The 19,519-nt window shown below is 35.2% G+C and carries 22 protein-coding genes; 4 read left to right on the forward strand and 18 right to left on the reverse strand.

The window, feature by feature from the left end; genetic code table 11:
- Positions 1 to 59: 59 nt before the first annotated feature.
- The 3 genes from lepA to gpr all read right to left on the reverse strand — a co-directional run bounded on the left by lepA (position 60) and on the right by gpr (position 4,667).
- Positions 60 to 1,889: a translation elongation factor 4 gene (gene lepA, locus ACEPXG_RS10795; RefSeq protein ID WP_391201998.1), complete on the reverse strand. Its 1,830-nt coding sequence runs from the start codon at positions 1,887 to 1,889 to the stop codon at positions 60 to 62.
- 814 nt (positions 1,890 to 2,703) lie between these two features.
- The gene (spoIIP, locus tag ACEPXG_RS10800; RefSeq protein WP_391202002.1) at positions 2,704 to 3,498 is read right to left on the reverse strand and encodes a stage II sporulation protein P; all 795 of its coding nucleotides are present in this window, start codon (positions 3,496 to 3,498) and stop codon (positions 2,704 to 2,706) included.
- A gap of 152 nt (positions 3,499 to 3,650) precedes the next feature.
- Positions 3,651 to 4,667: a GPR endopeptidase gene (gpr, locus tag ACEPXG_RS10805; RefSeq protein ID WP_391202005.1), complete on the reverse strand. Its 1,017-nt coding sequence runs from the start codon at positions 4,665 to 4,667 to the stop codon at positions 3,651 to 3,653.
- A gap of 160 nt (positions 4,668 to 4,827) precedes the next feature.
- Here gpr and rpsT point away from each other — a divergent pair, with 160 nt between their 5' ends.
- A complete protein-coding gene (gene rpsT, locus ACEPXG_RS10810) occupies positions 4,828 to 5,076 on the forward strand; it encodes a 30S ribosomal protein S20 (protein WP_151700406.1) in 249 nt (82 codons plus the stop codon).
- A gap of 120 nt (positions 5,077 to 5,196) precedes the next feature.
- Here rpsT and holA read toward each other — a convergent pair whose 3' ends face one another.
- Positions 5,197 to 6,201 carry a DNA polymerase III subunit delta gene (gene holA, locus ACEPXG_RS10815; protein ID WP_391202009.1) on the reverse strand — a complete coding sequence of 335 codons (1,005 nt, stop codon included), beginning with the start codon at positions 6,199 to 6,201 and terminating at the stop codon, positions 5,197 to 5,199.
- Between the two features lie 156 nt (positions 6,202 to 6,357).
- Here holA and ACEPXG_RS10820 point away from each other — a divergent pair, with 156 nt between their 5' ends.
- Positions 6,358 to 6,492 carry a YqzM family protein gene (locus tag ACEPXG_RS10820; protein ID WP_391116121.1) on the forward strand — a complete coding sequence of 45 codons (135 nt, stop codon included), beginning with the start codon at positions 6,358 to 6,360 and terminating at the stop codon, positions 6,490 to 6,492.
- A gap of 46 nt (positions 6,493 to 6,538) precedes the next feature.
- Here the strand turns inward: ACEPXG_RS10820 and ACEPXG_RS10825 are convergent, their stop codons facing one another.
- The 12 genes from ACEPXG_RS10825 to ACEPXG_RS10880 all read right to left on the reverse strand — a co-directional run bounded on the left by ACEPXG_RS10825 (position 6,539) and on the right by ACEPXG_RS10880 (position 16,020).
- Entirely contained in the window at positions 6,539 to 8,806 is a 2,268-nt protein-coding gene (locus ACEPXG_RS10825; RefSeq protein WP_391202012.1) for a DNA internalization-related competence protein ComEC/Rec2, read from the reverse strand.
- Between the two features lie 14 nt (positions 8,807 to 8,820).
- Positions 8,821 to 9,384: a ComE operon protein 2 gene (locus ACEPXG_RS10830; RefSeq protein WP_391202014.1), complete on the reverse strand. Its 564-nt coding sequence runs from the start codon at positions 9,382 to 9,384 to the stop codon at positions 8,821 to 8,823.
- A 72-nt stretch (positions 9,385 to 9,456) separates the two neighbouring features.
- Entirely contained in the window at positions 9,457 to 10,089 is a 633-nt protein-coding gene (locus ACEPXG_RS10835; RefSeq protein WP_391202017.1) for a helix-hairpin-helix domain-containing protein, read from the reverse strand.
- 71 nt (positions 10,090 to 10,160) lie between these two features.
- Positions 10,161 to 10,898, reverse strand: coding sequence for a class I SAM-dependent DNA methyltransferase (locus tag ACEPXG_RS10840; protein WP_391202020.1), 738 nt, complete (start codon positions 10,896 to 10,898; stop codon positions 10,161 to 10,163).
- Complete coding sequence (gene rsfS / locus ACEPXG_RS10845) at positions 10,898 to 11,248, reverse strand: ribosome silencing factor (protein ID WP_151700411.1); 351 nt, start codon at positions 11,246 to 11,248, stop codon at positions 10,898 to 10,900. Before rsfS ends, ACEPXG_RS10840 begins: the two co-directional genes overlap by 1 nt.
- The gene (gene yqeK / locus ACEPXG_RS10850) at positions 11,245 to 11,820 is read right to left on the reverse strand and encodes a bis(5'-nucleosyl)-tetraphosphatase (symmetrical) YqeK (protein WP_391202023.1); all 576 of its coding nucleotides are present in this window, start codon (positions 11,818 to 11,820) and stop codon (positions 11,245 to 11,247) included. The genes rsfS and yqeK overlap by 4 nt, the downstream gene beginning before the upstream one ends.
- On the reverse strand, positions 11,807 to 12,382 hold the full coding sequence (locus ACEPXG_RS10855) for a nicotinate-nucleotide adenylyltransferase (protein WP_391202026.1): 576 nt from the start codon (positions 12,380 to 12,382) through the stop codon (positions 11,807 to 11,809). The genes yqeK and ACEPXG_RS10855 overlap by 14 nt, the downstream gene beginning before the upstream one ends.
- Entirely contained in the window at positions 12,379 to 12,684 is a 306-nt protein-coding gene (gene yhbY, locus ACEPXG_RS10860; protein WP_151700414.1) for a ribosome assembly RNA-binding protein YhbY, read from the reverse strand. Before yhbY ends, ACEPXG_RS10855 begins: the two co-directional genes overlap by 4 nt.
- Positions 12,671 to 13,501: a shikimate dehydrogenase gene (gene aroE, locus ACEPXG_RS10865; RefSeq protein WP_391202030.1), complete on the reverse strand. Its 831-nt coding sequence runs from the start codon at positions 13,499 to 13,501 to the stop codon at positions 12,671 to 12,673. The genes yhbY and aroE overlap by 14 nt, the downstream gene beginning before the upstream one ends.
- 11 nt (positions 13,502 to 13,512) lie before the next feature.
- On the reverse strand, positions 13,513 to 14,616 hold the full coding sequence (gene yqeH / locus ACEPXG_RS10870) for a ribosome biogenesis GTPase YqeH (protein ID WP_391116130.1): 1,104 nt from the start codon (positions 14,614 to 14,616) through the stop codon (positions 13,513 to 13,515).
- Positions 14,613 to 15,137, reverse strand: a complete 525-nt coding sequence (locus ACEPXG_RS10875; protein ID WP_391202033.1) for a YqeG family HAD IIIA-type phosphatase — start codon at positions 15,135 to 15,137, stop codon at positions 14,613 to 14,615. The genes yqeH and ACEPXG_RS10875 overlap by 4 nt, the downstream gene beginning before the upstream one ends.
- 100 nt (positions 15,138 to 15,237) lie before the next feature.
- The gene (locus ACEPXG_RS10880; RefSeq protein ID WP_391202036.1) at positions 15,238 to 16,020 is read right to left on the reverse strand and encodes a phosphatidylserine decarboxylase; all 783 of its coding nucleotides are present in this window, start codon (positions 16,018 to 16,020) and stop codon (positions 15,238 to 15,240) included.
- Positions 16,021 to 16,108: 88 nt separating this feature from the next.
- Here ACEPXG_RS10880 and pssA point away from each other — a divergent pair, with 88 nt between their 5' ends.
- Positions 16,109 to 16,648: a CDP-diacylglycerol--serine O-phosphatidyltransferase gene (gene pssA / locus ACEPXG_RS10885; protein ID WP_391116133.1), complete on the forward strand. Its 540-nt coding sequence runs from the start codon at positions 16,109 to 16,111 to the stop codon at positions 16,646 to 16,648.
- A gap of 165 nt (positions 16,649 to 16,813) precedes the next feature.
- Positions 16,814 to 17,539 carry an RNA polymerase sporulation sigma factor SigK gene (gene sigK / locus ACEPXG_RS10890; protein ID WP_391123198.1) on the forward strand — a complete coding sequence of 242 codons (726 nt, stop codon included), beginning with the start codon at positions 16,814 to 16,816 and terminating at the stop codon, positions 17,537 to 17,539.
- Positions 17,540 to 17,718: 179 nt separating this feature from the next.
- On the opposite strand, the gene mtnN is transcribed toward sigK, so the two are convergent.
- The gene (gene mtnN, locus ACEPXG_RS10895; protein ID WP_391202039.1) at positions 17,719 to 18,420 is read right to left on the reverse strand and encodes a 5'-methylthioadenosine/S-adenosylhomocysteine nucleosidase; all 702 of its coding nucleotides are present in this window, start codon (positions 18,418 to 18,420) and stop codon (positions 17,719 to 17,721) included.
- Between the two features lie 62 nt (positions 18,421 to 18,482).
- Entirely contained in the window at positions 18,483 to 19,166 is a 684-nt protein-coding gene (locus ACEPXG_RS10900) for a YrrS family protein (protein ID WP_391202042.1), read from the reverse strand.
- Between the last annotated feature and the right edge of the window lie 353 nt (positions 19,167 to 19,519).

Genomic DNA, 19,519 nt, shown 5'->3' on the forward strand with positions numbered 1-19,519 from the left:
GACTTCCTGCTTTCTATAAAGGAAAAAGGAGGCTACTAGTGCCCCCTTCCTTTTTTTATTTATTTATTCGGCTCGTCCATTTTCAGAACTGCCATAAATGCTTCTTGCGGAACTTCAACAGAACCAACTTGTTTCATTCGTTTCTTACCTTCTTTTTGTTTATCAAGCAATTTACGTTTACGTGAAATATCTCCACCATAACATTTAGCTAAAACATTTTTACCTATTGATTTGATGGTAGAACGAGCCACTATTTTTTGACCAATGGCAGCTTGAACTGGCACTTCAAATTGTTGTCTTGGAATAAGGGCTTTTAATTTTTCAACAATCACTTTTCCACGGTCATAAGCAAAATCTTTGTGGACGATAAAGCTTAAAGCATCTACTTTTTCGCTATTCAGCAGAATATCCATTTTCACTAGTTTCGATTCTTTGTATCCAATTAACTCATAATCAAAAGAAGCATATCCTTTTGTGCTCGATTTTAAAGAATCAAAAAAGTCATATACAATTTCAGATAATGGAATTTCATAAATGATATTAACGCGTGCTTTAGATAAGAAATCCATTGTAATAAAATTACCACGTTTACGTTGGCATAATTCCATTACAGACCCTACATAGTCTTCTGGAACCATGATAGAAGCTTTCACAAATGGCTCTTCAATCGTATCTACTTTTTGGACATCTGGCATCATCGATGGGTTGTCTACTTTCATAGTTTCACCGTTCGTTAGCTTCACATCATAAACAACACTTGGTGCGGTTGTGATTAAATCTATTTTAAATTCGCGTTCGATGCGCTCTTGAATAATTTCCATATGCAGTAAACCTAAGAAACCACATCGATAACCAAATCCCAATGCTTGAGATGTCTCGGGTTCGAACTCTAGTGCTGAGTCATTCAACTGTAGCTTTTCAAGTGCATCACGTAAGTCGACGTATTTCGTGTTATCAATCGGATACAATCCACAGAATACCATCGGGTTCATTTTGCGATATCCCGTTAAAGCTTCTGTTGCAGGGTTTGAAGCTAATGTAATAGTATCCCCTACACTGGAATCTCCTACATGTTTCATCGAAGCAGTTAAGAAGCCAACATCTCCAACCGTTAGCTCAGAGCGTTGGGTTGTTTTTGGTGTGAATACACCCGTTTCAACAACTTCGAATTCTTTACCAGAAGACATCATTTTTATCGTGTCTCCCGGTTTAACAGTTCCTTCCATAATTCGGATATATACAATTACGCCTCGGTAAGGGTCAAATAATGAGTCGAAGATCAACGCTTTTAACGGTGCAGAAGGATCTCCAGTTGGCGCAGGAACTTTCTCTACAATTTGTTCTAAAATTTCTTCAATACCTATTCCTGCTTTTGCAGATGCAAGAACTGCTTCCGAAGCATCAAGTCCAATTACTTCTTCCACTTCTTTTCTTACACGTTCTGGATCAGCAGCTGGTAAATCTATTTTGTTAATAACTGGCAATATTTCTAAATCATTATCTAATGCCAAATACACATTTGCTAGCGTCTGTGCTTCAATACCTTGTGCAGCATCGACAACTAAAATAGCTCCTTCACATGCGGCTAAACTTCTGGAAACTTCATATGTAAAATCGACATGTCCAGGTGTGTCAATCAGATGAAAGATATATTCTTCTCCATTTTTAGCTGTATACGTTAACTGAACAGCATTCAGTTTGATGGTAATTCCTCTTTCTCGCTCTAGGTCCATCGAATCGAGTAACTGGGCTTTCATTTCACGAGAAGTTAATGTTTTTGTTTTCTCTAAAATACGATCTGCCAAAGTTGATTTTCCATGGTCAATGTGGGCAATAATCGAAAAGTTACGGATTTTTTTCTGACGTTCCATTCTTTGTTCATGATTCATGCTTGTTCACTCCTAATTAAACTACTAAGAATTATACCAGACAACATGTCGTTAAGTAACGCATAATAGTTTTCATTTCGCAATTTATTGTTATTATGTATTATTTGCGCTTTATGTTATTTATTTTTTTCCCAGAATTTAATCTTAACAAAAACCTGATAGTAAGACAATCTAGCGAATGAGAAAAGCGCAAGCACTCTTTAAGTGCGTCCTATCTTCACCGATTTCAGAGTGCTTTAGACTAAGCCTTGGCTACACTATTCCAGTAGTAATTCGGCTATTGAAGTGACTGGGTCACTTCAATAGCCAGTTTCGGTAATCTTGTGGCGGATGTTTGTCCGTCGCCCTCTTGGAATATGTAAAGACAAGATGCACTTAGTTTGGATAATGAGGGATAAGATCCTTTCCTACTCTTTTAAAAGCGGACGAAGATACAATTTCGTCGGCTCAGCACTTCTTTAACAATGGATTCTACCTATTTTCTTAAGTTCCACTAGATCTAATAATACCCTACTGAGTACTATAAATTCTGTAAAGCAAAAGGAAATAAAGAATAAAGATCAAGTCCTAGTAATATGAAAACCACTTCTTATAAGCAACTACGCTTAGTCTATCTGCACCTAAAGCGAGACCATGAGCACCTACCGAATGCATGTCCACCTAAATAGTTGCTATAAGCACCTAAGTATCCGCTATAAGTACCTAAACTGAGTCCATACGCTCCCAAAGCGAGCGCATAGGCACCTAACAATATGAATATACACTTTTCAACAGGAAAAAGAGATTAAGCTATAATCGCTCAATCTCTTCTTGTTTAAGACGGTAATTGCTGATTGAACATATTCGAAATAGCCTTTGCTAAAATAGCGATGGAGCGATCTACCTCTTGTTCGGTGTTATCAACACCACCAAGTTCAACAACTAATAGGTTTTTAGCAAGGTCTTGGTTGTAAACACCATCTACTCCTTTACCAGTTTTAACTATAACTCCTCTTGAGATGCCAGGTACTATTTTATTCAATTGATCAGAGAGATTTTGCGCTAGTTGTTCATTCCATCTGTAGTTGGCATGCTCTCCACCAATAACAAATATAAATTTTGCATAGGTTTCTTCACCATTTCGAAGAGTTGTAACTTTTGCTTTTAGTGCGTCTCTATGAATATCCAATACAATATCATAATCACTATGTGCTATTGCATTTTGAACAAATGGTCGGATTGTATTATAATTGTCCATTACTTCTGGGTTATGATCCTCTAAAAACTGAGTATCTACTTGATGAAATGCAAATTGGGCAGCTATTTGCTCTTGAAAGGTAGAAATATTAGTTATTGGATCATATATTGCAATTTTTTCTCCTTTGTCTGCCAGAATCGGCTTATATGCTTCATGAGCATGCGTGAAATATACAAAAGCTTTTTTAGGTTCTATTATTTCTGTGATGTCCGGTTTTGATTCTAATTGGGCCGCATAAACTACAGGCGTGTCCTCTTTTTTATTTTCTACTATTTGTTGCGTTGAAAGAGGTGTTTGGATTGTAGCGATAATAATGGGAGTTAAAAATAATAGTAATAAAATGCTCGTTAAATTCTTCAGGGAATTAGCCATAATTTCCACTCTCCTCAAATAATCGTATGATGAGAAGAGTTTTTTTAGAACATTCGGGTTAACGTTCTTCTGCGACGAGCATGCACAGAAGAAGCACGTGAAAAATTGTCTAATCCATCAATATGGGTGAAAAAGAGGCTATTGGTTCTAAATTATCTATTAGTAATCCACGTTTCAATTCCCTCTGATAGCAAATATGCATATTGTTCCACCCAAGCATCAGTTTCTTTTGGCGTAACAAATAACGATGAGTTTTTCCCTACAAATACTTCCTCAAATAACTTTCTTTTCTCTTCTGTTGGCCAAGTCACCCATTCTCCAAAAATCGGTTGTAACACCTTTTTATCAAGTGAAGATTTTTTGCTTGATACCATTGGAGTCACAGCTAAAGCAGAGGATGGACTTTCTTTTTCTTCAATTTTAGAAGCAATATAATGAATAACATGCTCCATTGCATCTGCGTATAGAACCGGACCATCTACTACCATAGGAATACCTATTGCAGTTACTGGTATACCATAAACTTCTTCGGATACTTCTTTTCTTTCATTTCCTACTCCGGAACCAGGATGAATACCTGTATTTGTGAGTTGAATAGTTTTACAAAGTCGTTCACTATTTCTCGCTGCAAGTGCATCTAAAACAACGATTAAGTCAGGTTGAAACGCTTTACTTATCGCCTCAATAAAATTACTTGTTTCAAATCCAGTTTGCCCAGTTACTCCTGGAGCGTACATAACCACTTTTACATTGCTTTCCATTTGCGATATAGAAGAACTTTGTAAATATTCAATCGCTTTCGGACCAATGGCGTCAGGAGTAATGGTAGAATTTCCTAAGCCAATTATTAAGACTTTAGATGATTTGGTTAATAATAAATTTTCATGCATCTCTTCTAGCTTTTGAATAAAGATTTTTTTTAACGCTTCAAAACTTTCTTGATCATCTGGATTAACGGTCAAATCAGTTAGTGTTATATACTTCCCTTTTTTCTTTCCAATTCTTTTTTCCCCATTTTCATTTACTTCGATGGAAGTTATTAATACTGCTCCGTTGCGACTTTCCTCAAATTTTATACCTTCTGAATCTGTTAAAACGTCCTTTTCTTCCGCGGTTCGATGCTTTACCATTTCATCCGATTCATCTAATAAATCAGTTCGTCCCCACATAAATTTCACCTCCAAAATAGTTTGTACAAGTGTCAAGTAAATATTCTTAGCATTTATATATTGCAATTTGTTTTTTCGTTTGTTAAAATAATGCTTGTTGTATTAGACAGTTTTCAACACATTAAAGTATCATCTCAGACCTTACTAGGAGGTGAAAGGTATGCCAAATATTAAATCCGCTATTAAACGTGTTAAGAAAAATGAGACATTAAATGCTCAAAATACGAAAGCAAAATCAGCTATGCGTACTGCTGTGAAAAAAGCTGATACTGCTGCACTTAATAACGATGAAAACGCAAAAGAACTTATTAAAACTGCGATTCAACAAGTTGAAAAAGCAGCTTCAAAAGGTTTAATTCATAAAAACGCAGCTTCTCGTAAGAAGTCTCAATTAATGAAAAAAGCGTAATTAAAAAGACTGATCCGATATCTATCGGTCAGTCTTTCTTTTTTCGGGTTTCTAAACAGATGTCCGATTGCCGCAAGCTCCAAATTACTCCTATAGCTTGTTATGCGCAAATCAATTTACTCATTTCATCAAAAACATTTCTAATATCCTGTCTCGATTAATATTCAATGTTTTCAACTGTACATCTACTGTTGCAAGATCGTTTAATGTTGTAAGTAGTTTTTTTTCATTTTGTAGACCTGGATTGTCGAATAGTAATTTTACGCGATACGGGTGCACCTTAAGCTGATTTGCAATTTGTTGGGCATGGTATCCCTTTTTCTTTAAGTAGCTTACTTGAATCATTAAACGGACTTGTGAAGCTATTAAAGCATTCAACTTCAAGGGATCTTCTTTTCGTTTTAATAAATCATGATAAATTTCAATTGCTTCACTTTTATTTCCGGTTAAATAAGCATTTCCCAAAGTAAATACATCCTGCTCTAATGTTCGTACAAGAAGCATCCTCACTGTTTCAACATCAATTTCAGCTAATTCACCTAAATAAGTGGCTATTTTCAATAATTCGGTTTGTAAATGGACCAAATTAGATCCACCTACTTCGATTAAAAAGGATAAAGCTTCGTCTGAAATTGCTTTTCCCAAATTAGAAACTTCGTGTAATATCCAACTTTTCAAATCATGTTCCTGTAAACTAGAAACTTCTATAATATCGGCATACTGTTTCATCGCTTTTGTTACTTTTTTCCGTTCATCTAGTTTCTCGTAAGGTGCAATAAAAACAGTAACTGCTGTAGGTGAAGGATTTTGCAGCCATTGTTCTAAAATACTTGTGTCATGGATAACTTTTTCTTTCCCTTTTTCTGTTGCCTTTAAAAAGAACGCATTTCGAGCAATGACAAGTTTTTTATCTGAAAAAAATGGAAGCGTATCTGCTTCATAAATAACTTCTTCTACATTTTTTTCTTCTAAATCAAAATTAATTACTTCTAGTTCACCGTTTTCACTTAATTGTCTTTTTAATCTTTTTAATGTCTCTTCAATAAAATAAGCTTCTGTTCCAACTAATAAATAAACTACTGATATTTTATTGTTCGCTATTTTCATCCATTTCTCTGAAATCATCCCGGAAATCTCCTTGCTTTACGTTATTAATCCTATTATACAGTAGATTTAGTGAATAATTTGTGACATTCTAGAAGACATCTAAAAATCGATGGTTTGCATATAGATTTTTTGAAGCCAATCCGATATAATTAGGTGGAAATAGGAGGGGTAACAATGAATGAGTTTGAACAAAATGTACAGTCGAAACGTAACGACGCAATAGACTCAGGCGTAGGTTTCGGTGTCTCCTTTGGATTTTTTACAATTATGTTCGCTATTGCAGTAATTGTTGAGTTCGTATCTCGATAATAAAAAGAAAAAATGGTTTTGTCTATAAAGACAGAACCATTTTTTATTATGGAGTAGTTACTAGTATCTCTCCTTTTTTTGTAATCTCTACTTCAATCGTTCCATCTGTTCCTGTTTGTAAAAAAGGAAGTTTCAAGTTATTTAAACGTTCTACAACTTCTGGATGGGGATGACCATACCGATTATTGTATCCAGCTGAAATAATGGAAATTTTAGGGCGAGTCAGTTCTAAAAAAGATTGTATACTCGATGTTTTACTTCCATGATGACCTATTTTTAATAATGTAATTTGCTGAAGTTCTTTTGAATATTTGCGAACAATTTCCTCTTCCCCTTCTTTCTCCAAATCTCCTGTAAAAAGTCCTTGGAAATGATTATTTCTCATCGAAAGTACGAGTGAATCATTATTGCCTTCATATTCTAAATCCATTGGATTAATATATTGTAGATGAAAGTATTTTGATGCTATTTGATCGCCTTCTTTTTTTTCATATAGAGGAATTTGTTGTCTCTCTACTTCTTCCATTAAATCTTTCATTACTTCTTTCTTATGCGAGTTAGGAGAAATATGAACTTCTTTTACCCTTATTTCTTCTAATATTTCTTCGGCACCTTCCATATGATCTGCATCCGCATGAGTAATAACTAACGTATCAATCTTTGTAATTCCTTTCCCTTTTAAAAACGGTACAACAATTTGTCTCCCTATTTCATACAGTTCTTTTGTTTCTTTCCACTTTTCTTGTTCAAATCTTAATAATCCCCCTGTATCAATCATGATGACTTCTTTTCGATACGGCATTTCAATAATGATGCAATCTCCTTGTCCTACATTTAGAAATGTAATTCTAGTGGATGCATCCAAATAAGGTGTGACATGCATCATTACCATAGGTAAAATAAGTAAAATGAAACTAAACGGTTTATTTTTTCTTCTCTCCATAGATATAAAAAAGAGTATAACGCCAAGATAGGCAAGAAAGATGAATGAAAGGGAAGGTTTCATGGGATTCCATAATTGAAAAGGCAAGCTACCTAAATAAGTTATTATCTCACCCAAAATATTTCGAAGAGGCTCATAAATGGAAAAAAGTAGTTTACTGATTGAAGTTGATGTATACGTTAATAATAAGAAAAAAATATTGGTTGGTAATACAATAAAAGAAAATAATGGGACAAAAACTAAATTTGCGAGGAAAGAAGAAATGGATACTTCATAGAATTGATAGACTAAAATAGGATAGACCATGAGCTGACAAACAGCCGTTATTACAAATGATTGTCTTAAATAAGAAGTACTACTCTTCAAAAGAATAGTAGAATAAATAAGCGAAAAGGCGGCTAAATAAGATAATAGAAAACCAATTTGATAAACAACCCAAGGGCTTAAGCATACAAATCCAATAACACTTAGAGAAAAAGCATCAGCAATCGCAATTTTCCGCCTCATCAACATGCTTACTAACACAATTTCTGTTACAGAAACTGATCGCCAAACAGATGGGGCTCCTCCGGCTAAAAATGCATAAAGAGGGAGTGCAATGATTAACAACCAATTTGCCGTTTCCCTTCTTATCCCGATGCGAATGAGTATTTCATGTAAGAGAAGTGTAACTAAGCCTACATGAAGCCCAGAAATAGCAAATAGATGCGTTATTCCTAATGTTTGATAGGCATTTTGCAAGTCTGTAGGCATTTGTTCACGACTGCCAATTAATAATGCTTCTGCTTCCGCTTGTAAGGATACAGGGAATGTCGATTGAATATGTCGCTTTAGTTCAAATCGTTTCCTCGCCATAAAACTCACAAAGCCACGTTTTTCCCTTACATATTGATAGTTTTCTACCTCTACTTGTCCAACAGCTCCATTACTTTTTATATAATCATCCATATTAAAAGCATATGCGTGAGACAAAGGGTGCTTGGTCACTTCTTGTGCATCTACTCGGAAAGTTTTACCTGAAAGAGATGTGTTCATCAAAATTTCTTTATCTTGCTCTGACTGTATTTTGAGTTGAACATACCATTTATTACGATCATTACCAAGCGCGAATCCTCGAACAAATCTTCCATTAATTCGATAATCGTCTGTCCACGTAATTTTAGTTATATTTACTGTATTAGAAGCCTTCGGAATTGTAGCATTAAAATAAAAATAGGAAAAAAATCCAATGAACATAGCACCTAAGATAAACAAACTATGCTTTCTCTTATAGATTAACCAAGAAAAAACAAGCACAAACATAAACAATACTTTTACCGATTCATAAGCTGCGATTGCGGCAATTACAATAGAAATTGCAATATATATCAAATTTCCTTTTATAACTAAAGTCCGAATAATTCTGTCACCTTCTCTTCATAAGGTGCCAATTCTTCCTTACTTGCTCCTTTCTCACGAAGTTTTGATATTAGCTCTGTATAAAGGGCAACTTTTTCATCACTTAAGAAGTCAATTTTACGCTCGTCAAATGGCACATGGATAACCTCTACATCTGCTTGCACTAACAACTTCATAGCATACTCGTTATTTTTATAATTCTGTGCATAATAGAGTCGAGAAATTCCCGCTTGTATAATTGATTTTGTGCATGGCAAACAAGGAAAATGCGTGACATATAAATCTGCTCCACTTATCGATATACCATACTTAGCACATTGCAAAAGAGCGTTCATTTCCGCGTGAATTGTACGCACGCAATGATTATCTACAACATAACAACCATGATCGATACAATGGTCGCCACCTGAAATAGACCCGTTATATCCGGCTGCCATAATTCGACGATCTCGTACGATGGTTGCTCCAACCGCTAATCGTATACATGTACTTCTTAAAGCAAGTAAATGGCTCTGTGCCATGAAAAACTGGTCCCAAGTAATACGCTCCATATAACTACCCCCTAAATGAATACTTCTCTTAGTTTAGTAGTTTGTACAATCAAACGTCAACATCACAATTATTTACTTCACAGTTATGAGCGATTCTAGTTTCTCAAATGTTTTTTTACCGATGCCTGTTACTTTCATTAAATCTTGTGTTTCTTTAAATAAGCCTGATTCATCTCGATAAGCAATAATTGCTTCTGCTTTTGCTGGTCCAATACCTGGTAAAGTTGTCAGTATCATTGCATCAGCTTTATTAATATTAACTAAGCTCGAACGCTCTACTTGTGGATTTACGGATTGGCTAAGTACCTCCTCTGTTTCTTCTCCTTCTACAGGGACATAAATAACCATTTCATCTTCCACTTTTTGTGCATGATTAATGCCTTTACTATCGCTCGTTGGTAAATAGCCGCCTGCAAGCTCAATTGCTTTTAAGACCCTATCTCCAGTTAAAAGTTCATAGACCCCTGGCTTATAGACTGCGCCTTTTACTTCGACAAATATACGCGTATCTTCTTCATATTCAATTAATGCTTCTTCTACTTGGAATGATTCATGAAATGGGATAGGTTGAATAATTTCAGCTGTGGGATTTGCTGATCTGAGTTGGGAGTTTATAAAGAAAAAAATTACGACAATAACAACAATCGTTGGGAGCAATAGTTGTTTCTTGTATTTTTGAAAAAAAGAAAGAACCAGTAATATCATCCTCTCAAAATAAGAGGTAAATTATATGGAGTTAAAGAAACTATACTAAATTTACCCCTATTTGGAAAGGATTATTTTACTGCGTGGATAAAAAATCTTTCTACTTCCTCTTTCGATTGTTCCTCAAAAATAGAAGTAGAAACAAAAACAGAAGAGAATCCAACCTTTTTCAGAAGGTTTTCATACTTCTCTATTGGAAATGTCTGCTGATAATGTGACTCTTCAAATCGTTCATAATAACCTGCTTCATCACGAACAAAAAACGTAATATCATGATAAATGGAATGTTGATCTTCTCCTAAATCAGTATTCCAGATGTATGCAACCTGGTCATCCTCATAAGTAAAAGGTCCGTCTGGATAGATCACATCCATTTTATAAAGTGAGTGGACATCAAAGAACAATTGACCGCCTTTCACAAGCGAACGAAAAATATGATGAAACGTTTGCTCAACCTCTTCTAAAGTATTTAAATAATTTAAAGAATCAATTGCAACAACCGCTACATCCATTTCTTCAACGCCATCTAATTCAACCATGGACTGACAAATAAACGATATAGATGTATTATTTTCGGCGCTACGATTTTGAGCAATTGTCAGCATAGCCTCAGATAAATCAACACCAAGTACCTCATAACCTGCTTTAGCAAATTGTACGCTTAATACACCCGTACCACAGCCGATATCGACTAACTTAGTACCAGCAGAAGGGGGTGCTTCTTTTTGCACCCATTCTGCGTACTTTGCATATGGTATATCTGACATCAATCGATCATAGATAAATGCAAACCGGTCGTACATTGCCATTATGCATCTATTCCAACTTCAATCATTGGTGCATCTCCCCAAAGACGTTCTAAATTGTAATAAGAACGCTCATCTTTATGGAAAACATGTGCAACAACATCTCCCATATCAACTAAAATCCAGCGTGCTTCATCAAAACCTTCTAAACGTTTGACATTATACCCAGCGATAGTCGCTTGTTCTGAAAGTTCTTTTGCAATAGCTTGCACTTGTCGATCTGAACTTGCATGACAGATTAAAAAATAATCCGCAAGTAACGATACCCCCTGCATATTAAGTACAACTATATCATCTGCACGTTTGTCGTCGGCTGCTTTATAAGCTATTTCTAATAATGTTGAAGAATTCATTCCTTCACTTTTCCTCTCTTTTGCATCAAGTCATTGTAACAATGAAATGAATCCGGAAATACCGGTTGTTTTTTTTCAATCAAAAATGTAATACTATGCACCAAGCAACTAATCATTGCTTCTTCTAAATCTATTTCAGCTTTTTCTCTTAAAAATTCTACCCCAGGAAATTTCCTACCTGGCTCTATCATATCCGAGATATAAATAATCTTCTCTAAATTGGACATCCCTGCTCTTCCAGTGGTATGAAAACGAATAGCATGGAGAATGTCTTCATCCTCGATCAGAAACTCATTTTTAGCAACTATACTTCCAACTGGACCATGCCATAATTCAGGATGAAATGCTAATAGAAGTGGGTCTAAGTGCGCTGAAATAATCATTTGCTTTAACCATTCTTTATCCGCAAATTTCACTACATCATGCAAAATCCCAGCAATTTCAGCATGTTCTGGATCTTCTCCATATTTCTGAGCCAAACGAACAGCTGTTGTTGCCACACCTTTTGTATGCTCAAAACGTTTTAATGGCATTCGGTCTTTCATTTGTTCCAAAAGATTATCGAATTTCATATAACTTCTCCTTCTGAATGAAATCTCTTACTAATTCAGGAATGAGAAACATAGTTGTCTTTCCATTCTCCATTCGATTTCGTATAAGGGTTGAAGATAATTCAATTTGAGGGATCGCCAATTTAATAATAGGATATGCAGTTTCAATCGAAGTATTTGGTCTAGGGACTCCCACTATTTGCACTTTTTCTACAAGCTCGTTAATTCGATACCATTTAGATAAATACTCGACTTGATCTCCACCAATAATGAAAAAGAACGTTGTAGATGGCTCTCTCGCTTGTAAAAGTTCCATTGTATCAAATGTATAGGATGTGCCACCACGATCCATTTCAATCGTTTCCACAGCCATTTTCGGAACATCTTTAATAGCCAGTTGCACCATTTTCAGTCTCTCAACTTCTGAAACACGCTCGTCCTTCTTTTTATGAGGAGGGGTAGCGTTTGGCATAAATCGTAATTCATCTAAATTCAATGCTGATAGCACTTCATTCGCAATGATTAAATGACCAATATGTGGTGGATTAAATGTGCCACCTAATATCCCTACTTTTTTACTCATGCACGACTCGCTTTTGGCAACTCGATTCTTTTATTATTTTTCGATGGTTTGTATAATACAACTGTTAAGCCAATTAACTGCACCAGTTCCGCTTTAGTTCCTTTTGCAAGTGCTTCCGCTACATCTTGCTTTTCATCTTCACAGTTTTGTAAAATACTAATTTTAATCAATTCACGAACTTCAAGTGCTTCACCAATTTGTTTGATCATTGCATCATTGACGCCACCTTTACCTACTTGAAAAATAGGTTGCAGATGATGCGCTTGACTACGCAAAAATCTTTTTTGTTTACCTGTTAACATAATTTCCTCCTAATTGCTCTGTTAATCTTTCCACCATTTTATCTGAATTCGGTTTTATTCCGTTCCAATAAGAAAATGCGATGGCTCCTTGATGCACGAGCATACCTAAGCCATTGATTGTGCGAACATTATATTTATTTGCTTCCTCTAAAAAAGGGGTAACTAATGGATTATATACAATATCCGCTACAATTGCATGCTCTTTTATTTTATGGAGGTGAATTGGCAACGTATTTTCTTGATTTTTCATCCCTTGAGGGGTTGTTTGAATAATAATATCAAAGTCATCTAAACGTTCTTCCGCTTCATGCAATTCAATGGCTTGTCCGATTTGCAAATCATTCACTAATTGTTCCGCATTTGCACGTGTCCGATTTGCGATAAAAATATTTCTAAATCCGGATTGCTTTAATGCATGTGCAATTCCCCGAGCTGCACCACCAGCCCCAAGCAATAATATTTGAGGAGTGGGCGGAATTAGGCCAAGCGACTGGATAAAACCCAGTCCATCTGTATTATACCCAATAAATCGATTATCTTCCGATTTCACAACCGTATTTACTGCTCCGATTCCTTTAGCAGAATCATCTATTTCATCTAAAAAAGGAATAATTTCCTTTTTATAAGGAACTGTAACATTCCAACCACTGCATCCCAAAAGCTTGAGCCCTTTAACTGCTTCTTCTAGCTTTCCTTCCTCTACATGGATTGGAATATAACTCGCATCTATCTTACTTTCTTGAAGCCATGCTTCATGCATATAAGGAGATAATGAATGCGAGATCGGATTTCCAATTACAGCAAACCATTTTTTCATCCTATTTCCTCCTAAATAAGCGATGGACGAATAGAAACTTCTACCCCTACAGGTGCATGCGCTGCAACAATTACATCGCCATGCTGAACAGTAATCCATCCAAGACCAGAAAATACAATATCCGTTTTCGGATCTTTAATCTTAAATTCATGTCTTACTAAGGGCGGCAATAAATCCACAAACTGCTCAGAAGGTGGAGATAAAAGCTTTCCTTTATGCTCTTTATATAAATTATCCGCATTTTCAAGCTTTGTGCGATGAATCGGAATTTCATTTGCAATATGACAAGTAAATGCAGATCTTTTTCCTTTGATAAAATCAAAACGAGATAAACCACCAAGGAATAATGTTTGTTCACTATTTAACTGGAACACTTTTGGTTTAATTTCTTTTTTCGGTGTTATGAATTTAAGTTCAGACGGATCTAAGAAGTGTGCCATTTGATGATGATTAATAATTCCTGGCGTATCATACAATGCCTTTGTATCGTCTAAAGGAATCTCAATCATATCAAGCGTTGTGCCCGGGAAATGAGAAGTTGTGATAACTGCATCCTCCCCAGTCGCATGTTTAATGATTCGATTGATAAACGTTGACTTTCCAACATTGGTACATCCTACCACATAAACATCTTCACCTTTTCTATAATGCTCAATTGCATCAATTGCTTCTGGTACTCCTGTTCCTTTATGTGCACTAACAAAAAGGACGTCGATAGGAGAAAGACCTAATTTTTTCGCTTCCTGCTTCATCCAGTTAATTACTTTATTTTTCTTAACTGATTTCGGAAGTAAATCAGCCTTATTTGCGATTAATAGAATCGGATTATTTCCAACAAAACGGTGTAATCCAGGAAGCCAGCTTCCGTTAAAATCAAAAATGTCTACGATTTTAACAATCAATCCTTTTCGCGTTCCTAAACCATTTAATATACGTAAAAAATCGTCATCAGTTAAGGAAACAGGTTGTAATTCGTTGTAATTTTTTAACCGAAAACAACGTTGACAAATAATAAAATCTTTTTCTAAAGAAGATGCAGGTGCATAACCTGGATCCCCAATATTTTCTGTTTGAATAGTTGTACCACAACCGATACATTTTGGTGCTTCTGTCACGCTTCTTCCTCCCATGTAACTTGCCCTTTTTTATCTAAATAGCGAAAAATTCTTCGCTCTACAAGACGGTTAAACTTCGTAATAAATCCATCCGATTTTGCTACCGGAATAACTAATATCGTATGAAGCTTTTGTCTATTTCCACCAAATACATCTGTTAAAAGCTGATCTCCAATAACAACGACTTCTTCTTTTTTTACAGACATCTTTTTCAACGCTTGTTGAAAAGCCTTTCCTAACGGTTTTTTAGCCTTATAAATATATGGAATACCAAGTGGATCAGCAAATGATTGAACACGCATTTCCTTATTATTTGACACGATTGTTACTTGAATACCTGCAGCTTTCATTGATGCAAACCATTCGATTAGTTGGGGTGTTGCGTCCGGTCGATCCCATTCAACTAACGTATTATCTAAATCGGTAATAATACCTTTGATACCTTTTTCCTCCAAAAGTTTTGGTGTAATATGAAAGACACTTCTTACAAATTCATTTGGAATAAAATATGAATACAACAACAAACACTCCAATTCGGCACTTTTCTTTTAACAATAAGAAATTATATTTTTTACAAAGTATCTGTCTATTCTCCAAGGACCTTGCGCTTTTCCTTAACGATTATAGCATATTTGCTACTAACTCACCCATTCGGATAAACTTCCCTTCTTGAACTGTCGGAGCAAATTCTATACTATCCTCCGAAAATAACATAACGACCGTTGAACCAAACGAAAAATAACCCACTTCCTCGCCTTTGTACCAATCTTTAGATGTATTCGTAAGTTCGATCGAATTCACAAACATTGCTCCAACTTTTATAAAAAAGCAATTTTTCGTATTCGGCATTTCTATTTCAGTTAATAAACGATAGTTACCACTTATCGTATTTTTACCATACTGCAGTCCCCATTTGTTAACTGGATATGATTTACTCCCAAGGATATACTGTCTAAGTACCTTGGCATCGGTAGGTGCATGGATACGATGATATTCAGCAGGACTAAGATATAAAACAATATATTTTCCATTTACATACGCATCTGCTAGTTTTTCAGATCCTAGCATATCTTGTAATTTATAAGATTTTCCTTTTACATGAAAAACACCATCTAGCGAAATGTTACCGAACTTTTCTACTTTCGCATCCACAGGGCTCACCACTGCGCTTTCTAATTGCGCAACTGGTCTTGATTCTTGTGTCACATTTCGAATAAAGAATTCATGTAAAGTAGAGAAATCCTGGATATTATTCGATATTTCTTTTATTGTTATATCAAAATACTTAATATAAGATGGAATCATCTTTTTACTCAATTTCGATTGTGCAAATCCTTTGATAATATAGGAGGTCCACTTTCCGTTCGTTAATTCAATCATTGATTGGTATAATTTTTCTCTCATTTTAATCTCCCCATGAAAAATAGCTTACAATTTTTTCTTAACCGAAGTATAATGAACAAATATATAATTTGTAAAGGAGTGATTTGCAATGTATTTACAAAACGTTATGATAAATACAGTAAAAAAATTGAAATCACAGGCAGCAAACATGATTACGATTGCGAATCTTGCTTTTGGTGGTGCAGCAATTATGGCAACAATGAATGGACATTACACATATAGCGTGTTATTTATATTTGTAGCTGGTTTATTAGATCGATTTGATGGAATGGTTGCTAGAAAATTTCAACTTGAATCTGAATTGGGTAAACAACTCGATTCGATGAGCGACATCATTTCTTTTGGAGTTGCTCCAGCATTGCTCATATATTCATTAGTATTAAAAGATTTCAGTGTTGCTGGAATGATTATTACCGTAATTTATATTGCTTGTGGCGCATTTAGACTTGCACGATTTAATATTTCAGAACCTAATGGATACTTTACTGGACTTCCAATTACTGTAGCAGGTGTCATCGTAACATTATCTTATTTTGCTATCAATTACGTTCCTCCGGTAACTTACATGTTCTTATTTATTCTATTTGCATTTTTAATGATTAGTACATTTACCCTCAGAAAAGTATAAATTTAACTTTTCATCTTGAACGGCTGCGACTGCGGTCGTTTTTTTATTTCCCCAAATTTAACAACTCAGTATTTTCCTTTTTATAAGTGCTTATACTTGTTCCTACGTTCTATTCCCGCATTTTTCGACATATACTAAACCTATAAATAGATGGAGGTGAACACAATCTCTGGTCTCTTTACTGCTTTTATAGGAATTGTCTCCGAACTTCCGCTCGTTTTAGGTTACTTAAAGGGTCAGGCATTCCATCAGCCTTTTACACCTGAGGAAGAAAAAGTAATGATTGATCGATTTCTAGCAGGTGATATGACAGCAAGAGATGAACTGATAGAACGTAATATGCGATTAGTGGCACATGTGGTAAAAAAATTCCACCCAAAACATGAGCTTCTCGATGATTATATTTCAATAGGTACAATTGGATTAATGAAGGCAGTAAATAGCTATACACCAACCAAAAAAACAAAGCTAGCTACTTATGCAGCTAGATGTATTGAAAACGAGATACTTATGTATTTACGCTCACTAAAAAAAGTTCAAAAAGATGTCTCTTTACATGAGCCAATAGGTATGGATAAAGACGGACATTCTTTAGAAATTACCGATTTACTACAAGGTATTGAAAAAAGCACAGATGAACAACTAGTTGATCAAGAAGATATGAATAAATTATATAAGCATTTATCCAATTTAGAAAAACGAGAGTTAGAAATAATTGTACGTCGTTACGGCCTTATAGGTTATCAACCGATGACCCAAAAAGAGATTTCGAAACAATTGAAAATTTCGAGAAGCTACGTCTCCAGAATTGAAAAGCGCGCGCTTGTAAAACTATATCAATCCTATATACATGAAAAAAACTCTTTTGATGTTAACACCAAAAGAGCTTAGAGGATTAATCTTCGCTTGTCTCTGCTATCATTATAAAACCTAGTACTGCAGTAATCAAAATAGACATGGCCATGATAAAGATCACAATATCCCTCCTATATTACAAAAGCCTTTTTATACTTCCATCATAACATATGAATGAATAAATATTACAGAACTTTTTCCTTTACTGATCGATCTTATAAAATTGATAATTTTTCTATGACGCGCAAAACTATTTCCGTAGAATGTTTTGCTGCAACAGGTAAAAATTCGTCAAAACTTATAGAAGATTCTTTTCCTGCAATATCTGATAACGCACGTATTACCACAAAAGGCACGTCAAATTGATGGCAAACTTGTGCCACTGCAGCTGCCTCCATTTCACACGCTTTCATTTGAGGAAAATTATTACGTACAGTTTCCACTTTCTCAGGATTATGCATAAAAATATCACCAGTAGCAATTAACCCTGTTGCTGATTGGTGTTCTCCTATTTCTCTAACCGCTTCTTCTGCAAGTTTCATTAAATGAGCATCAGCTTTAAAAGCTGCTGGAAGCTGTGGAACTTGCCCTATTTCATAGCCAAATGCTGTAACATCTACATCATGATGTCGAACCTCATCAGAAATAACGATAGCTCCAACCTCTAAAGCTGGATCATAACCTCCAGCAGAGCCTGTATTAATCACATATTCAGGTTTGAATTTATTTAACAAGATAGAAGTTGTCATTGCAGCATTTACTTTTCCAATACCACTTTTCAATAAAATAATTTCCTGGTTTTTATATGTACCCACTGTAAATTCACTATTTGCTATAATGGATGTTTCCGCATTTTCAATTTCATCTCTTAATAATTCCACTTCTTGTTCCATTGCCCCAATTACTGCAATTTTCATCTTGTTTCCACCTTTCTTAAAAAAAGCACTCCTTTTAAAATAAGTCAAAGACGCCTCTTTCGTCAAGAGGCGTCATCTAGAGATTTTAGTTTTTCTTTTTTCGTTGGCTTCCAGCCTTGTCCATCTATCCATTCTAATTGAATTCGATAAATTTCCTTCCCATCTTTTGATGTAACAGTACCTACGGATTTTTGTGGACTTCCACCATTACCTAAATGCTTTACATACATATTAGAAGCATCTAATCCAGATCCATACGATAGCGCTTTAACTTTTTCAGTCCAGTCAACCGATTCTTTGTCATAACTAGAGACGTGCTCACCTGTTTGTGTTGTACCAATAGGTGTCCAAGTAGGGTCGATCGTGATCTCATCTACTTTTGAATTATCCGAGGGTTCAGTAACTACCGCTACATTCCCTTCATTTTTTGACTCTTCTTCAACTGAAGACGTTTGAATTTCCTTATTTGCTTCTTTTTCAACTTCGTTACTTTCAGCTGGAATAGCTGCTTTATCTGCTTCGTCTGTGTTGTCAGCACTTACATCTTCAGATTTTACTTCTTCGTTGGTAGGTGCTTCCTCTTTTACCTTTGCAGAGTCCGTTCCTTTATCCGTTACAATGTTTACAACTACTATAATAATTAATAGTAAAACGACTCCTATAAGGATATTTAAAATGTTGTTCCCTTTTTTCTTCCGGTTGTTTTTGTTTAATCTGGAATTCGGTCTATTATTATAATTTGACATAGTATTCCCCCTTAATGAATTTGTATATTTTATATGACGAATAAAAAGCTCATTTTGTTTCGCTTAATAAGAAAAACGCTAGCTGCCATTAAGTGCATTTTGTCTTCTCTATTTCTAGAGTGCTTTGGACGAAACATCGGATACACTATTACCACGGGAATTTTTGTGGATTTAGAAGTGACTGCGTCACTTCTAAATCCACTTTTTTCGGTAATCTTGTGGCGGTTGTTTGTCCGTCGCCTTCTTGAAATATGTAAAGACATAATGCATTTGTTTTGGTTAATGAGAGACTAAATCCTTTCCTATTCTTTTAAAAGCGGACGAAGATGCAATTTCGTCCGCTCAGCTCTTCT

It is taken from the genome of Psychrobacillus sp. L4 (assembly GCF_042944905.1).
Taxonomy (GTDB): Bacteria; Bacillota; Bacilli; order Bacillales_A; family Planococcaceae; genus Psychrobacillus.

Bases quoted from the DNA above. Each gene is read 5' to 3' on its own strand.
- lepA (WP_391201998.1), bottom strand. From the start codon at position 1,889: ATGAATCATGAACAAAGAATGGAACGTCAGAAAAAAATCCGTAACTTT.
- spoIIP (WP_391202002.1), bottom strand. From the start codon at position 3,498: ATGGCTAATTCCCTGAAGAATTTAACGAGCATTTTATTACTATTATTT.
- gpr (WP_391202005.1), bottom strand. From the start codon at position 4,667: ATGTGGGGACGAACTGATTTATTAGATGAATCGGATGAAATGGTAAAG.
- rpsT (WP_151700406.1), top strand. From the start codon at position 4,828: ATGCCAAATATTAAATCCGCTATTAAACGTGTTAAGAAAAATGAGACA.
- holA (WP_391202009.1), bottom strand. From the start codon at position 6,201: ATGATTTCAGAGAAATGGATGAAAATAGCGAACAATAAAATATCAGTA.
- ACEPXG_RS10820 (WP_391116121.1), top strand. From the start codon at position 6,358: ATGAATGAGTTTGAACAAAATGTACAGTCGAAACGTAACGACGCAATA.
- ACEPXG_RS10830 (WP_391202014.1), bottom strand. From the start codon at position 9,384: ATGGAGCGTATTACTTGGGACCAGTTTTTCATGGCACAGAGCCATTTA.
- ACEPXG_RS10835 (WP_391202017.1), bottom strand. From the start codon at position 10,089: ATGATATTACTGGTTCTTTCTTTTTTTCAAAAATACAAGAAACAACTA.
- ACEPXG_RS10840 (WP_391202020.1), bottom strand. From the start codon at position 10,898: ATGGCAATGTACGACCGGTTTGCATTTATCTATGATCGATTGATGTCA.
- rsfS (WP_151700411.1), bottom strand. From the start codon at position 11,248: ATGAATTCTTCAACATTATTAGAAATAGCTTATAAAGCAGCCGACGAC.
- yqeK (WP_391202023.1), bottom strand. From the start codon at position 11,820: ATGAAATTCGATAATCTTTTGGAACAAATGAAAGACCGAATGCCATTA.
- ACEPXG_RS10855 (WP_391202026.1), bottom strand. From the start codon at position 12,382: ATGAGTAAAAAAGTAGGGATATTAGGTGGCACATTTAATCCACCACAT.
- yhbY (WP_151700414.1), bottom strand. From the start codon at position 12,684: ATGTTAACAGGTAAACAAAAAAGATTTTTGCGTAGTCAAGCGCATCAT.
- aroE (WP_391202030.1), bottom strand. From the start codon at position 13,501: ATGAAAAAATGGTTTGCTGTAATTGGAAATCCGATCTCGCATTCATTA.
- ACEPXG_RS10880 (WP_391202036.1), bottom strand. From the start codon at position 16,020: ATGAGAGAAAAATTATACCAATCAATGATTGAATTAACGAACGGAAAG.
- pssA (WP_391116133.1), top strand. From the start codon at position 16,109: ATGTATTTACAAAACGTTATGATAAATACAGTAAAAAAATTGAAATCA.
- mtnN (WP_391202039.1), bottom strand. From the start codon at position 18,420: ATGAAAATTGCAGTAATTGGGGCAATGGAACAAGAAGTGGAATTATTA.
- ACEPXG_RS10900 (WP_391202042.1), bottom strand. From the start codon at position 19,166: ATGTCAAATTATAATAATAGACCGAATTCCAGATTAAACAAAAACAAC.